This window comes from Arthrobacter sp. BPSS-3, from assembly GCF_044628475.1.
Classification (GTDB): domain Bacteria; phylum Actinomycetota; class Actinomycetes; order Actinomycetales; family Micrococcaceae; genus Arthrobacter.
Genome location: NZ_JBIMMV010000002.1, coordinates 220,985 through 236,226 on the forward strand (window position 1 = coordinate 220,985; position 15,242 = coordinate 236,226).

The window sequence follows — 15,242 nt, forward strand, 5'->3', positions numbered from 1 at the left end:
GCAGGAGACCGGAACCACCGTGCATCTCAAAAGCCTGACCGTCCGCGGATTCAAGTCATTCGCGTCCGCGACGACCTTTGAGTTCGAACCCGGCGTCACCGCCGTGGTGGGTCCCAACGGTTCCGGCAAGTCCAACGTGGTGGATGCCCTGTCCTGGGTGATGGGCGAACAGGGCGCCAAGACCCTGCGCGGCGGCAAGATGGAGGATGTCATCTTCGCCGGCACCTCCGGCCGGCCCCCGCTGGGCCGGGCGCACGTGTCGCTGACCATCGACAACAGCGACGGCGCCCTCCCGATCGAGTACAGCGAAGTCACCATCGCGCGCACGCTGTTCCGCACCGGCGGGTCCGAGTACGCCATCAACGGTGCCCCCTGCCGGCTGCTGGACATCCAGGAACTGCTCTCCGACTCCGGCCTCGGCCGGGAAATGCACGTGATCGTCGGCCAGGGCCAGCTGGACAAGGTCCTGCACGCCACCCCCGAGGACCGGCGCGGCTTCATCGAGGAGGCCGCCGGCATCCTCAAGCACCGGCGCCGGAAGGAAAAGACGGTCCGGAAGCTGGAGGCCATGCAGGCCAACCTGGCCCGGCTCGGGGACCTGACGGCCGAGATCCGGCGGCAGTTGACGCCGCTGGGCAAGCAGGCCGCCGTTGCACGCCGCGCGCAGACCGTCCAGTTCGAGGTCCGGGACGCGCGGTCACGGCTCCTCGCCGACGACCTGGTCCGGCTGCAGTCCACGCTTGCCCGGGACGTCGCGGACGAATCGGCGCTCAAGGCCCGGCGCTCCGTCGTCGAACGGGACCTGGACCTGGGCCGGCGCCGCCAGGCGGAACTGGAGCAGCAGGCCGCCGAGGCTACGCCCGCCCTCAACGCCGCCCGTGACAACTGGTACCGGCTCTCCTCCGGGCGGGAACGGCTCCGCTCCCTCGGATCGCTGGCCGAGGAACGCCGGCGCCTGCTCGGCGCCGCGGACCCGGGACCCGCGACGGGCCGGGACCCCGACCACCTGGACCAGCAGGCCGCCCGGGTCCGGGCCGAGCAGGCCGGGCTGGAAGAGCAGATCCGGCTGCGGCGGGACGCGCTCGCGGACGCCACTGCTGCCAAGCAGGAGGCCGAGGCCGCGTCCGCCGCCGAATCCAAACGCCTCGACGCCCTGCTGCGGGCCGCCGCGGACCGGCGCGAGGGCCTGGCCCGGCTGGCCGGGCAGGTCGGCGCGGCCCGTTCCCGGGTCGAATCCGCGCAGGCCGAGGTGGGCCGGCTGCGGGAATCACTGACCGCTGGCGAGGAACGACGGCGCCAGGCCCAGGCCGAGTTCACCGCCCTGGAGTCCCAGGTGGCCGGCGTCGAGGACGGGGAAGAGAGCCTCGATGCCGAGTACGAGGCCGCCAGCGAGGCACTCGACGCCGTCACCGCCGAGATCGACGCGCTGAAGGCCGCCGAACGCGATGCCGACCGGGAACGCGGTGCCCTCGCGGCCCGGCACGAAGCCCTGCAGCTCGGCCTGAACCGCAAGGATGGCTCCGGCCACGTCGCCTCCTCCGGCCTCGCCGGGATTCTCGGCCCGCTCGCGTCGATGCTGGCCGTCGAAGCCGGCTACGAGGCCGCCATCGCGGCGGCGCTGGGCCACTGCTCCGACGCGGTCGTGGTGGCCGACCTTGCCGCGGCCACCGCCGCGCTCTGCCTGCTCCGGGAAGAGGACGCCGGCCGTGCGTCGCTGCTGCTCGCCGCGGCCGGTGCCGGGAGCAGGGACGACGTGCCCTGGACAGCGGCGCTGCCGGCCGGGGCACGCCCGGCGGCCGGACTGGTTGCTCCGGCGGCCGACGCGGCGGACGCCGTGCCCGTGCGTGGGCTGCTGGACCGGCTGCTGGCCGGCACCGCGGTCGTCGAGGACGACGACGCCGCCGCGTCCCTGCTGGCCGACCACCCGGAGCTGACCGCCGTCACCCGGGCGGGGGATGTCTTCACCGCGCTTGCCGTCCGCGGCGGCTCGGCTTCGGCCCCGTCGCTGCTGGAGGTACAGGCCGCCGTCGACGACGCCGCCGCCCGGCTGGCCGCCGTGACCGCGGAGCTGGAACGCACCCGCTTCGCCCTGGCGGCCGCGGCGCCCCGGCGGGCGGAAGCGCAGGAGCGCGCGGACGCTGCCCTGGACAAACTCCACGAGTCCGACGCCCGGCTCGCCGCCGTGGCCGAACGCCTGGGGCACCTGAATTCCGTGCTCCGCAGCGCCGTGGGGGAGAGCGAACGCCTGGCCGCCTCCCTGGCCCGCGCCGAGGCCGCCGTCGCGGTCGAGCAGGGTGCCCTGGAAACGGTGGCCGCCCGGCTGGCCGCCGCGCAGGAGGCCCCCGCGGAGGAGGAACCTTCCCAGGACCAACGGGACGCCCTCGCCCAGGCCGCGGCCGCGGCCCGCGCGGCCGAGATGGATGCCCGGCTGGGCCTGCGCAGCGCCGAGGAACAGCTCACTGCCATCAGCAACCGTGCCTCCTCGCTGGAACGGGCCGCCGCCACGGAGCGGCAGGCCCGCGCCGAGGCAGCCGAACGCGCCCGCCGCCGCGCCCTGCAGGCCCGCCGCGCCGCCGCCGTCTCCGCAGCCGTCGCCCAGGTGGCCCGCTTCCTGGACGTGTCGGTCGAGCTGGCCCGCGTGGACCGGGACCTTGCCGAGGAGCGCCGCACACGGCTGGACCAGGATCTGGCGGAGGTTCGGACCGGCAACGACGCGCTGGCCCGCGAACTGGCGGAACTGACCGACTCCGTACACCGGGACGAGCTGGCGCGGGCCCAGCAGCGACTCAAGATCGAGGCACTCGAGCTGCGCAGTGTCGAGGAACTCGGGCTCAGCCCGGACCAGCTGGTCGAAAATTTCGGCCCGGACCAGCCCGTCCCGGTGCCTGCGGAGGAGACCGGGGACAAATGGGCGGCCCTGCGTGCGCCAGTGGACGAGGACGGCCGCGCCATCCTCGAGGGCAAACCCTTCGTGAGGGAGGAGCAGGAGAAACGGCTGCGGAAGGCCGAACGGGACCTCGCCGCCCTGGGCCGGGTCAACCCGCTGGCCCTGGAGGAATTCGCCGCACTGGAGGAACGCCACCAGTTCCTCAGCACCCAGCTCGAGGATCTCAAGGCCAGCCGCAAGGACCTGCTGGACATCATTAAGGACGTCGACGACCGGGTCCAGAAGGTCTTCGCGGAGGCCTTCGAGGACACCGCCCGGCAGTTCGTCCGGGTCTTCGCCCGGCTCTTCCCGGGCGGTGAGGGACGGCTGGTCCTGACCGACCCCAGCGACATGCTGACCACCGGCATCGAGGTGGAGGCCCGCCCCGCAGGGAAGAAGATCAAGCGCCTCTCGCTGCTCTCCGGCGGCGAGCGGTCCCTGACGGCCGTGGCGCTGCTCGTGGCCATCTTCAAGGCCCGGCCCTCGCCGTTCTACGTCATGGACGAGGTGGAGGCGGCCCTCGACGACACCAACCTGGGCCGGCTCATCACGATCTTCGAGGAGCTCCGCGAATCGAGCCAGCTGATCGTCATCACCCACCAGAAGCGCACCATGGAGGTCGCCGACGCCCTCTACGGCGTCACCATGCGCGGCGACGGCGTCTCCACCGTAATCAGCCAGCGGCTCGGCGCCGAGGTCTGACCGGGGCCGATTGGGCCGCTGAACGGCGGCTTTAGCGGTTATGAGAAGCTAGGGGAGTGAACGACATCCTCCCTATCATCCTGCCCATAATCGTTGCCCTGGTGGTCATCGGTGCCCTCATTCCGGTGCTCGTGAGGACCCGGAGGAACATCACCAACTACCCCACGCAGCGTGACGCCAACGACCCCGTCCAGGGCACCGGCGGCGGGACCCTGCTGGAGGACCGGGCCGGCGCCCCCGCCCGGGACACCGAAGGTCTCGAGGACCTCGGAACCGTGGAGGTGCCGGACGACGCCGCCGGCCTGGAGGCCGTCCCGGTCGAGACGCCGCTGCCGGTCGCCGGCCGGCTGACCCGGCTGCGCGAACGCCTCGCCAAGTCCAACAACGTCCTCGGCAAGGGCCTGCTGGCCCTCCTGTCCTCCGACAAGATCGACGAGAACGTCTGGGACGAGGTCGAGGAGACCCTGCTGCTCGCGGACCTGGGCACTGAGCCGACGATGCAGTTGGTGGACGCACTCCGCGCCCGCGTCAAGGTCCTGGGCACCCGCTCCCCGGAAGAGGTCAAGGCGCTGCTGCGCGAGGAACTGCTCAAGCTCGTCGACCCGACCATGGACCGCAGCCTGAACGTCCAGCGCCACGCGGACAAGCCGGCCGTGATGATGGTCGTCGGCGTCAACGGCGTCGGCAAGACCACCACAGTCGGCAAGCTTGCCCGCGTCCTGGTCGCCGAAGACAAGGACGTCCTGCTCGGCGCCGCGGACACCTTCCGCGCTGCCGCCGCCGAACAGCTGGCCACCTGGGGCCAGCGCGTCGGCGTCCCCACGGTCAAGTCCGACATCGACGGCGCGGACCCCGCCTCCGTCGCCTACGAGGCCGTGAAGGCCGGCATCGACCAGGAAGTCGATGTCGTCATGATCGACACCGCCGGCCGCCTGCAGAACAAGGTCGGCCTGATGGACGAACTCGGCAAGGTCAAGCGCGTCATTGAAAAGCTCGCCGAGGTCGACGAAGTGCTGCTGGTCCTGGACGCCACCACCGGGCAGAACGGCCTGAACCAGGCCCGGGTCTTCGCCGAGGTCGTCAACATCACCGGCATCGTGCTCACCAAGCTGGACGGCACCGCCAAGGGCGGCATCGTCGTCGCGATCCAGAAGACCCTGGGCGTCCCGGTCAAGCTCGTGGGCCTGGGCGAAGGCGCGGACGACCTGGCCCCGTTCGACGCCGACAGCTTCGTGGACGCGATCCTGAACTAGCGCGATCCTGAGCTGGACCGGTTGCCCTAAGCGGCCGCCGGGGCTGCGGGCCGGAACGTCTCCCGCGCCAGCAGCCATCCGGCGGCCGCGGCCAGCAGCACCCCGCCGGTGACGCCGAAGGCCCAGCCGTAACCCAGCCGGTCCGCCAGCAGGCCGGCGATCACCGGCCCCACGATCGCGCCGCTGTCCTGCGTCATCTGGAACACCGCCAGCACCTTGCCGCCGGAGCGTTCGTTGCCAATCACGTCCGCGATCGCCGCCTGCTGCGCCGGGCCCAGCAGGCCGGAGCCGATGCCGGCGACCGTGGAGGCCAACAGGAACAGCGGCAGATCGTGCGTCAGGCCGATCGAGGCGGTGGCCAGGCCGGTGACCACCAGGCCCGCCAGCATCATCGGCTTCCGGCCGGCGGAATCCGCGAGCCGTCCCGAGAAGGTCAGCGCCACGGCGTTACCCGCGGCGAACGCCGCCAGCGCCCAGCCCGCGGAGGACGCCCCGGCACCGAGGGCCGCGACGGCGAACAGCGGCACCGTCGCCATCCGCACCCCGAACGTTGCCCAGCCGTTCGCGAAGCTGGAGGCCAGCCCGGCCCGGTAGGCGCTGTCCCTCACCGCGTCGCGCAGCAGCATGGCCGGGGCGGCCGTGCCGGCCTCCCGGGACCCGGAGGGGACGTGCGTGAGCTGGGTCTGGACGACGGCGGCAGCCAGCACCAGCGCGGCGGCGTAGGCCAGGAACGGCACCCGCAGGCCGAATCCCGCCAGCAGGCCGCCGACGATCGGGCCGCAGACGTTGCCGATCAGGAAGGCCGAGGCGTACGCGCCGGAAACCCGGCCGCGGCTCTCGGGCGGGGCCAGCCGGACCACCAGGGCCATCGACGCCACCGTGAACATCACCGAGCCGGCGCCGCCGAGGCCGCGGAACACCAGCAGCTGCCAGTAATCCTGGGCGAAGGCACACGCCGCCGTCGACGCCGCCACGATCAGCAGCCCGGCGACGTACACAGGCCGCTCGCCCAGCCGCACGATCAGCGCGCCGCCGGCCGGGGCGAACATCAGCCGCATGAAGGCAAAGATGCTCACGATCACCGCTGCCGCCGTCGCCCCGACGTCGAACGTCGTCGCGAACTGGGGGAGCACCGGCGCCACCAGCCCGAAGCCCAGCGCGATCAGGAAGGCCGCGGCCAGCATCACCTTGATGTCGCGGGGGAGCCGCGGTCCGCGGGAGGGGCGCAGGGCGGAAAGAAGGCTGGAATCCCTGGCGGGACGGGCTGTTTTACTCATGGTGCTGCTTTCGATGCCTTGAGAGGCCGGTGGGGGGATGGGTCCGCGTGAAACACAACCGTAACAAGCGCGAGACGCACCATTTACTTCCGGGAGGTTCTTGTAACAGCCCGGCAATCTAAATCCCGAGCCGGTGAAACACTACGCCAGCAGACTCTTTGTAGAACGCAAAATGCGTTGAACTTGCGGACTGGATCCGCACCTAAGAGCAAGAGAGGACGCAGACCATGGAACTCACCGCGGGTCTCGTTTGGCTCCTGGTCGCAGCAGCGCTCGTGCTGTTCATGACCCCGGGCCTGGCATTTTTCTACGGCGGCATGACGCGCGCCAAGTCAGCCTTGAACATGATGATGATGAGCTTCGTCGCCATCGGCACCGTCGGCATTGTCTGGGTTCTGTGGGGTGCCTCCATGGCCACCAGCAACGAAGACAACTTCTTCCAGATCTTCGCCAACCCGTTCACGCACTTCGGGCTGCACAACTTCACCGATCCGGCTGACCTGCTGAAGGTCGGATACGCCGCAACCTTCGCGATCATCACCGTGGCCCTGATCTCCGGTGCCGTGGCCGACCGTGCCAAGTTCTCCGCCTGGGTCATCTTCACCCCGATCTGGGCAACCCTGGTCTACGCCCCCATGGCCTTCATGGTCTGGGGCGGCGGCCTCTTCTCCAAGGACGGCTGGTTCGGCCAGACGTTCGCCCCCGTGATCGACTTCGCCGGCGGCACCGTGGTCCACATCAACGCCGGTATCGCCGGCCTGATCCTGGTCCTGGTCATCGGCAACCGTAAGGGCTTCGGCAAGGACCCGAACCACCGCCCGCACAACATCCCGTTCGTCATGCTCGGTGCCGCCATCCTCTGGTTCGGCTGGTTCGGCTTCAACGCCGGCGCCGCTGCCACGGTCGAGCAGGCCGGCCTGATCTGGGTCAACACCCTCGCCGCCCCCGCCGCCGCCATGCTCGGCTGGCTCGCCGTGGAGCGGTTCCGTGACGGCCACCCGACCTCCCTCGGTGCGGCATCCGGTGTGGTCGCCGGCCTCGTCGCCATCACCCCGGCCTGCGCCAACGTCTCCCCGCTGGGCGCCATCATCCTGGGTGTCGTCGCCGGTGTCGCCTCCGCCCTGGCCGTCGGCCTGAAGTTCAAGTTCGGCTACGACGACTCGCTCGACGTCGTCGGCGTCCACCTGGTCTCCGGCGTCGTCGGCACCGTGGCCATCGGCTTCCTGGCCACCCCGTCCCAGGGCACCGCCGGCCTCTTCTACGGCGGCGGCAGCACCCAGCTCGTCGCCCAGGCCCTGGCCGCCCTGTTCTCGATCATCTTCACCGCCGTGATGACCTTCATCATCGCCTTCCCGATCCACAAGCTGATGGGCTTCCGGGTCTCCCAGGAGCAGGAAGTCGTGGGCGTGGACCTCAGCCTGCACGCCGAGACCGCCTACGAGTTCGGCCTCAGCGGCCGGGGCGGCAGCTTCCAGCCGCTGCACGAAATCATCACCGGCAAGTCGCTCGGCGGCGAGGCCGTCCAGCTCCCGGCCGAGGACATCGCCGGCGTCCCGCAGCACGGCAAGCAGACCGCAGCAGGCAAAGAAAGCGTGGAAGCATGAAACTGATCACCGCCATCGTCCGACCGGAAAAACTCGACGCCATCCGTGAAGGCCTGGAAGCCTACGGGGTGCAGGGCCTGACGGTCAGCGCGGCCAGCGGCTACGGCCGGCAGCGCGGCTACACCGAGGTCTACCGCGGCGCCGAGTACAACGTGGACCTGCTGCCGAAGATCCGGGTGGAGGTACTGGCCACCGACGAGCAGGCCGATGACATCCTCGACGTCATCATCGCCAGCTCCAACACCGGCCGGGCCGGCGACGGCAAGGTCTGGACCATGGACGTCTTCGAGGCGGTCCGGGTCCGCACCGGCGAACGCGGCGCGGCCGCCATCTAGCTGCAATCCCTCCAGCCGCGGACCGACTCAGCGGAACGCGAATGAGGGTTGCGAACAACGGGCCGGGCACCTGAACAGGTGCCCGGCCCGCTTTTGTGTTCAGCCGGGTGACCTAGGTAGGCCAGCCCTCGGGGCCCGGGGTGCCGGCCGGGTATTCCTCCAGCGGCACGCTGTCCCTGGCCCAGGCCTTGATGACCGGCTCCACGATCCGCCAGCAGTCCTCGGCGGTGTCGGCCCGGACCGAGAGCAGCGGGTCGCCGCTGAGGACACCCTCGAGGACTTCGCCGTAGGGGAGCAGGTCCGAGGCGCTCAACTCCGCCTTCAGGGTGGCCCGGTCCAGGCTGAGCACGTTCCCGGGGCCGTTGACGTCGACGTCGAACTGCAGGGTGTCGGGGCCGAAGCCGATCCGCAACTGGTTGGGGGAGTCGACGCCGGTGAACCCCTTGGGCAGGTGTGGCACCGGGCGGAACGTCACGATGGCCTCCTTGCGCATGGAACCGAGTGCCTTCCCGGACCGGAGCATGAACGGCACGCCCTGCCAGCGCCAGTTGTCGATGTCCACCCGGACCTCGGCGAGGGTCTCGGTGTTCCGGGACGGGTCGACGCCCTTTTCCTTCGCGTAGTCCGGGACCTTGCGGCCATCGATCGAGCCGGCCGAGTACCGGGCGCGGCGGGTGTTCTTTGCGTAGGGGGCCTTGATGCTGCTGGCCCGCAGGAGGGTGGCGACGGCGTCCCGCAGGTCGCGTTCGTCCACGGAGGCCGGCGGCTCGATCGCCATCAGGGCCATGATCTGCAGCAGGTGGCTCTGGATCATGTCCCGCAGCGCGCCCGCCCCGTCGTAGTACCGGGCCCGGCCCTCGAGCGCGAGGTCCTCGTCGAAGATGATTTCCACCTTCTCGATGTGCTCACGGTTCCAGACCGGCTCCAGGAAGGTGTTCGCGAAGCGGAGGCCCAGGATGTTCAGGACCGTGGCCTTGCCCAGGAAGTGGTCCACCCGGTGGATGTGGTCCTCGGGGACCAGAGCGGCGAGGGTCTTGTTCAGGTGCCGGGCCGATTCCTCGCTGGAGCCGAAGGGCTTCTCCATCACCAGCCGGGTGCCGGCGGGGACTTCCTCCGGGGTCAGTGCCTCGCAGGCCAGCTGGCTGATTTTCGGCGGCAGCGCGAAGTACACCGCCACCGGGCCGTCCAGCCCGGCCAGCAGGGACGCGAGCTCGCCGCCTGAGGTGACATCCAGGCGGTGGTAGCTGGTGGAGGTGCGGATCCGCTTGAGTTCGCGTTTTCCGTCCGTGTTTGCCTGCGAATTCGCGTCCGCGAAGGCGGTGTCCAGCCGCTCCAGCCACTGCTCCTGGCTCCAGTCGTCGGAGCCGGCGCCCACCAGGGTCAGGCCGGCGGCGTGGCCGCGGGCCACCAGCCGGGCCAGGCCCGGAAGCAGCAGCCGGCCGGTCAGGTCGCCGGACGCGCCGAGGATGAGCAGGGTCTTTACCGTCGGTTCACTGGTCACCTACGCCAGCATGCCACCTCCGAGCCGGGTCTTGGTACCCTAGATAGTCGAGTCCCGTTGTCGGGCCGGTTCGTTCCGGCGAGACAGTTCCGACACTGGCGCGCCGTTCCGGACGCCAGCTGCAGATCCACTGAAAGAAGTGCACGGCGCGTGTTCAATTCACTCTCTGACCGGTTGACAGCAACCTTCAAGAACCTTCGCGGCAAGGGCCGCCTGACCGAGGCCGACGTCGACGCCACGGTCCGGGAGATCCGCCGTGCCCTGCTTGACGCCGACGTCGCCGTGCCGGTGGTCCGCGAATTCACCTCCCGCGTGCGCGAGCGTGCCCTCGGCGCCGAGGTCTCCGGTGCGTTGAACCCCAGCCAGCAGATCGTGAAGATCGTCAACGAGGAACTCGTCGAGATCCTCGGCGGCGAGACCCGCCGGATCCGGCTGGCCAAGACCGGCCCCACCATCATCATGCTCGCCGGCCTCCAGGGCGCCGGTAAGACCACCCTCGCCGGCAAGCTCTCGAAGCACCTGAAGTCCCAGGGCCACAGCCCCATGCTGGTGGCCTGTGACCTGCAGCGCCCCAACGCCGTTACCCAGCTGCAGGTCGTCGGCCAGCGCGCCGGCGTACCGGTGTTCGCCCCGCACCCCGGCGCCACCTCCACCGAGCTGGACCACCCGGCCGGCGACCCGGTCGCCGTCGCCCGCGCCGGCGTCGAGGAAGCCAAGCGCACCCTGCACGACGTCGTGATCGTTGACACCGCCGGCCGCCTCGGCGTCGACGCGGACATGATGGAGCAGGCGCGCCAGATCCGCCGGGCCATCGTCCCGAACGAAGTCCTGTTCGTCATCGATTCGATGATCGGCCAGGACGCGGTCAACACCGCCATGGCGTTCGACGAGGGCGTGAACTTCACGGGCATCGTGCTCTCCAAGCTCGACGGCGACGCCCGCGGCGGTGCCGCGCTCTCCGTCGCGTCGGTCACCGGCAAGCCGGTCATGTTCGCCTCCACCGGCGAAGGCCTGGACGACTTCGAGCTCTTCCACCCGGACCGCATGGCCTCCCGCATCCTCGACATGGGCGACGTGCTCACCCTGATCGAGCAGGCCGAGAAGTCCTGGGACAAGGACGAAGCGGCCCGGATGGCGAAGAAGTTCGCCGACCAGGAAGACTTCACCCTCGAGGACTTCCTCGCCCAGATGCAGCAGATCCGCAACATGGGCTCGATGAAGAAAATGCTCATGATGATGCCCGGCGCGCAGAACATCCGGCAGCAGCTCGAGCAATTCGACGAGCGCGAAATCGACCGGGTTGAGGCGATCGTCCGGTCCATGACCCCGCACGAGCGGGTCGCGCCGAAGATCATCAACGGTTCCCGCCGCGCCCGCATCGCCCGCGGCTCCGGCGTGCACGTCTCCGAGGTCAACGGCCTGCTGGAACGCTTCGCCCAGGCGCAGAAGATGATGAAGAAGATGGCCGCCGGCGGCGGCATTCCGGGGATGCCCGGGATGCCGGGCATGGGCGGCGGGGCCCGCAAGGGCAACAAGCCCGCGCCCAAGAAGAAGGCCCGCTCCGGCAACCCGGCCAAGGCCGCGCAGGAGCTCAAGGACGCGGAGGCACGGCGCGCAGCCGGCGCCAAGGCCGTCCCCACCGGCGCCTCCTTCGGCCAGCAGGGCGACTTCGACCCCTCCCAGCTGAACCTGCCCAAGGGCTTCGACAAGTTCCTCGGCGGCAGCAAGTAGCGACACGCTGCGGCGGGCCGCGGCGTATGTCGCGGCCCCGTTGACGGACCCGTGGAATAGGCTTGGAGCATGTTCAAGGAGCGCGTAGTTTTCGTCCACGGGGCCGGCAGTTTCGGTGCCGCGGCGTGGCCGAAACAGCACGGCATGGCGCTGGCCTATGACGCGCTCTTCCTCCGCCGGCACGGCTTCGACCCGGTGGCCGAGCCGCTGGAAACCGACTTCGCGGCCGACGCCGGGATCGTCCTCGGCGCGCTGGCCGACGACGGCCGCGGTGCCGCCGGAGGCCACGTCGTCGCCCACTCCCAGGGCGCCATCGCCGCGATGATGGCTGCCGTCGAACGGCCCGACCTGGTCCAGTCCCTCACGCTGGTGGAACCGGCCTGCCTGTCCCTGACGGCGGAACTGCCGGCCACCGCCGCGCACCGGGCCCTGATGGAACCGCTCTTCGACGTCCGGCACAGCCTGGGCGACGAGGACTTCCACCGCGAATTCGTCCGCCGGGTGTTCGCCGCGCACGCCCCGCTGCACGGCGCCGCCGGGGAAGTCGCGGCGGACAACGCCCGGGAGGCGCGGCGGCTCCGGCTGCAGGCCCCGGCCTGGGAGGCGCCCCTGCACATCGTCCCCGGCGTCCCCACCCTGGTCCTCACCGGCGGCTGGGAACCGTTGTACGAGGAGATCGCCGGCTACCTCGTGGAGACCGGCGCCCGGCACCGCACCGCCCCGGGCGGGCACCGGCCGCAGGACTCACCGGAAGGGGACCGGGCGATCCGCTCCTTTATCGCCGACGTCGTCCGCAGCCGGCACGCCCGCGCCTCCTAGCCCCGCGCCTCCTAACTCCGGTCCTCCTAGCCCCAGCCTGCTAGTCCCGGGCAGCCCCCACACCCGGATCCGGCACGTAGACCTTGCCGCCGGAGGCGAGGAACTCCTCGCTCTTCTCCCGCATGCCCGCGTCGGCCCGGGCCGCCTGCGCCTCGGCGGAACCAAACTCGTTCCGGATGTCCTGGCTGATCCGCATCGAGCAGAACTTCGGCCCGCACATGGAACAGAAGTGCGCCGTTTTGGCCGGCTCGGCGGGCAACGTCTCGTCGTGGAAGGCCTCGGCGGTGACCGGGTCCAGGGACAGGGCGAACTGGTCCCGCCAGCGGAACTCGAAGCGGGCCTTGGACAGGGCGTCGTCCCGCTCCTGCGCGCCGGGGTGGCCCTTCGCAAGGTCCGCGGCGTGGGCGGCGATCTTGTAAGTGATCACGCCGGTCTTCACGTCGTCCCGGTTCGGCAGGCCCAGGTGCTCCTTGGGGGTGACGTAGCAGAGCATGGCCGTCCCGTACCGGGCGATCTCGGTTGCGCCGATGGCGGAGGTGATGTGGTCGTAGCCGGGGGCGACGTCGGTCACGAGCGGACCCAGGGTGTAGAACGGCGCCCCCTTGCACAGCTCCTGCTGGCGTTCTACGTTTGCCCGGACCAGGTGGAACGGGACATGGCCCGGGCCCTCCACCATCACCTGCACGTCGAATTCCCAGGCCCGCTGCGTGAGCTCGGCGAGGGTGTCCAGTTCGGCGAACTGCGCGGCGTCGTTGGCATCCGCCGTCGACCCCGGCCGCAGCCCGTCGCCGAGGGAGAACGCTACGTCGTACTTCGCGAAGATTTCGCAGAGCTCGTCGAAGTGGGTGTACAGGAAGTTCTCCCGGTGGTGCGCCAGGCACCAGCCGGCCATGATGGAGCCGCCGCGGGACACGATCCCGGTGACCCGGTCGGCGGTCAGCGGCACGTACCGGAGCAGCACCCCCGCGTGGATGGTCATGTAGTCCACGCCCTGCTCGCACTGCTCGATCACGGTGTCCCGGAAGATTTCCCAGGTCAGCGCATTCGCCTCGCCGTTGACCTTTTCCAGGGCCTGATAGATCGGGACGGTGCCGATGGGCACGGGGGAGTTGCGGATGATCCACTCGCGGGTGGTGTGGATGTCATCGCCGGTGGAGAGATCCATGACGGTGTCGGCGCCCCACTGGGTGGCCCACTGGAGCTTGTCCACCTCCTCGGCGATGGAGCTGGTGACGGCCGAGTTGCCGATGTTGGCGTTGATCTTCACCAGGAAGGCCTTTCCGATGATCATCGGTTCGGACTCGGGGTGGTTGATATTCGCCGGGATGATGGCCCGGCCGGCGGCGAGTTCGCCGCGGACAAGTTCGACGTCGCAGTTCTCGCGCAGCGCCACGAACCGCATTTCGGGGGTCACCACGCCCTGCCGCGCGTAATGCATCTGGGTGACGGTCCGGCCGGGGAGGGCCCGGCGCGGTGCCGGGGGAGCGCCGCGCCACTCCGCCGAGGCGGCCCCGCGGCGGACCGCGGACTTGCCGTCGTCGAGAAGGCTGCGCTCCCGGCCGGAGTAGGGCTCGGTGTCCCCGCGGCCGGTAATCCAGTCGGCCCGGAGCGGCGGCAGGCCCGCCACCGGGTCGCTGCCCGGCCCCGCCGTGCGGTAGGCCCGGAACGGAGGATTCGGGGTGCCGCCGGGGGACGGTTCCAGGGCGATGTCGGTCACCGGGACCCGCAGGCCGTCGCCTTCGATGTAGGCCAGCATGTGCGACGCGAGGGCAGGGCTGTGCTGGGAATTTGTGGTGCTCAAGGGTTACTCACTTCCTTCGCCGGCATTACCCGGACAGGTTCAACGGTCGCAGGCTGCCTCAGCCCGATCTCAGCCCCTGCAAGGGCTCCCGTGTGGTCGTAGACGAAGCTACCACAGGGCCCCGGACACGGCTCCAAGGTTTCCGCCGGCCGCGGTTAGGCTGGGACCCATGAGCGGCATCATCGAATTCACCGGGCCCGTCCTCACCGCCGTGAACCGGGAGCGGCGCGGCCTGTGGTCCGTGGACGGGGTGCTGACCTTCGACCGTCCGGAGGCGGCGCCGGACCGTGTGATCGACGGGTGGGTGATCCCGGGACTGGTGGACGCCCACTGCCACATCGGGCTCGGGCCCGGCGGTGACGTCGACGCCGGCGTCGCCGAAGCGCAGGCGCGCACGGACCGTGACGCCGGGACCCTGCTGGTCCGCGACGCCGGAGCGGTGCACGACACCCGCTGGATCCAGCAGCGGCGGGACCTGCCCCGGATCATCCGTGCGGGCCGCCACATCGCCCGAAGCCGCCGCTACCTGCGCGGCCTCGCCGTTGAGGTGGACCCCGGTGACCTGGTCGAGGAGGTCCGGAAGCAGGCGCGGGCGGGGGACGGCTGGGTCAAGCTCGTGGGGGACTGGATCGACCGCGACGCCGGGGACCTTGCCGCAAGCTTCCCCGCCCGCACCGTCAGGGACGCCGTCAGCGCCGCCCACGACGAGGGCGCCCGGGTCACCGCGCACTGCTTCGCCGAGGACACCCTCGATGACATGCTCGACGCGGGCATCGACTGCATCGAGCACGCGACCGGGCTGCTGCCCCGCCATCTTCCGCGTTTCGTCGACCAAGGCGTGCCGATCGTCCCCACCCTGGTCAACATCGCCACCTTCCCGGACATCGCCGCGCAGGCCGAACCCAAGTTCCCGCGCTACGCCGCCCACATGCGCACGCTCTGGGAACGCCGGGCCGAGCGGGTCCTCGAGGCCCACGAGGCCGGGGTGGCCATCTACGCGGGAACCGACGCCGGGAGCGTGATTGCCCACGGGCGGATCGTCGACGAGTTGGAGGCACTGCATGCCGCCGGACTGGGCGCGGCCACCGCCCTCGAGGCCGGCGCCTGGTCCTCCCGGGCCTGGCTGTGCGCCGCCGGAATCGCCGAGGGTGCGCCCGCCGACGTCCTGGTCTGCGCCGCTGACCCGCGGCGGGATCTCTCCACGTTGCGGAATCTGCGCGCCGTCGTCCTCCGCGGGGACGTCATCGGCGCGGCATCCGCGGAATAAATTGAAGCTTCAAGTAATTTTATCTG

Annotated in this window: 10 protein-coding genes and 1 riboswitch; of the genes, 7 read left to right on the forward strand and 3 right to left on the reverse strand. The window is 70.6% G+C overall.

Going from position 1 to position 15,242, the window contains the following annotated elements; translation table 11 throughout:
- Positions 1 to 19 precede the first annotated feature (19 nt).
- Both smc and ftsY read left to right on the forward strand, forming a co-directional pair.
- Positions 20 to 3,628, forward strand: coding sequence for a chromosome segregation protein SMC (gene smc / locus ACFVY3_RS03990; protein ID WP_400158837.1), 3,609 nt, complete (start codon positions 20 to 22; stop codon positions 3,626 to 3,628).
- Between the two features lie 56 nt (positions 3,629 to 3,684).
- Positions 3,685 to 4,881, forward strand: coding sequence for a signal recognition particle-docking protein FtsY (gene ftsY, locus ACFVY3_RS03995; protein WP_400158838.1), 1,197 nt, complete (start codon positions 3,685 to 3,687; stop codon positions 4,879 to 4,881).
- 26 nt (positions 4,882 to 4,907) lie between these two features.
- Here the strand turns inward: ftsY and ACFVY3_RS04000 are convergent, their stop codons facing one another.
- On the reverse strand, positions 4,908 to 6,158 hold the full coding sequence (locus ACFVY3_RS04000; protein WP_400158839.1) for an MFS transporter: 1,251 nt from the start codon (positions 6,156 to 6,158) through the stop codon (positions 4,908 to 4,910).
- Positions 6,159 to 6,385: 227 nt separating this feature from the next.
- On the opposite strand from ACFVY3_RS04000, the gene ACFVY3_RS04005 reads away from it, so the two are divergent.
- Positions 6,386 to 7,762, forward strand: a complete 1,377-nt coding sequence (locus tag ACFVY3_RS04005; RefSeq protein WP_377970110.1) for an ammonium transporter — start codon at positions 6,386 to 6,388, stop codon at positions 7,760 to 7,762.
- Positions 7,759 to 8,097 (forward strand): P-II family nitrogen regulator, encoded by a 339-nt coding sequence (locus ACFVY3_RS04010; RefSeq protein ID WP_136322366.1) that lies wholly within the window; start codon positions 7,759 to 7,761, stop codon positions 8,095 to 8,097. The genes ACFVY3_RS04005 and ACFVY3_RS04010 overlap by 4 nt, the downstream gene beginning before the upstream one ends.
- Positions 8,098 to 8,209: 112 nt before the next feature.
- Here ACFVY3_RS04010 and ACFVY3_RS04015 read toward each other — a convergent pair whose 3' ends face one another.
- A complete protein-coding gene (locus ACFVY3_RS04015; RefSeq protein ID WP_400158840.1) occupies positions 8,210 to 9,598 on the reverse strand; it encodes a glucose-6-phosphate dehydrogenase in 1,389 nt (462 codons plus the stop codon).
- Between the two features lie 150 nt (positions 9,599 to 9,748).
- Between ACFVY3_RS04015 and ffh the strand changes: the two genes are divergently transcribed.
- Both ffh and ACFVY3_RS04025 read left to right on the forward strand, forming a co-directional pair.
- Positions 9,749 to 11,329 carry a signal recognition particle protein gene (ffh, locus tag ACFVY3_RS04020; protein ID WP_364134996.1) on the forward strand — a complete coding sequence of 527 codons (1,581 nt, stop codon included), beginning with the start codon at positions 9,749 to 9,751 and terminating at the stop codon, positions 11,327 to 11,329.
- Between the two features lie 69 nt (positions 11,330 to 11,398).
- Positions 11,399 to 12,148 carry an alpha/beta fold hydrolase gene (locus tag ACFVY3_RS04025; RefSeq protein WP_364134999.1) on the forward strand — a complete coding sequence of 250 codons (750 nt, stop codon included), beginning with the start codon at positions 11,399 to 11,401 and terminating at the stop codon, positions 12,146 to 12,148.
- 40 nt (positions 12,149 to 12,188) lie between these two features.
- Here the strand turns inward: ACFVY3_RS04025 and thiC are convergent, their stop codons facing one another.
- On the reverse strand, positions 12,189 to 13,904 hold the full coding sequence (thiC, locus tag ACFVY3_RS04030) for a phosphomethylpyrimidine synthase ThiC (RefSeq protein ID WP_400159055.1): 1,716 nt from the start codon (positions 13,902 to 13,904) through the stop codon (positions 12,189 to 12,191).
- A gap of 39 nt (positions 13,905 to 13,943) precedes the next feature.
- Positions 13,944 to 14,051: riboswitch (TPP riboswitch) on the reverse strand.
- Between the two features lie 67 nt (positions 14,052 to 14,118).
- Here thiC and ACFVY3_RS04035 point away from each other — a divergent pair.
- Positions 14,119 to 15,216: an amidohydrolase family protein gene (locus ACFVY3_RS04035; RefSeq protein ID WP_400158841.1), complete on the forward strand. Its 1,098-nt coding sequence runs from the start codon at positions 14,119 to 14,121 to the stop codon at positions 15,214 to 15,216.
- The last annotated feature ends 26 nt before the right edge of the window (positions 15,217 to 15,242 follow it).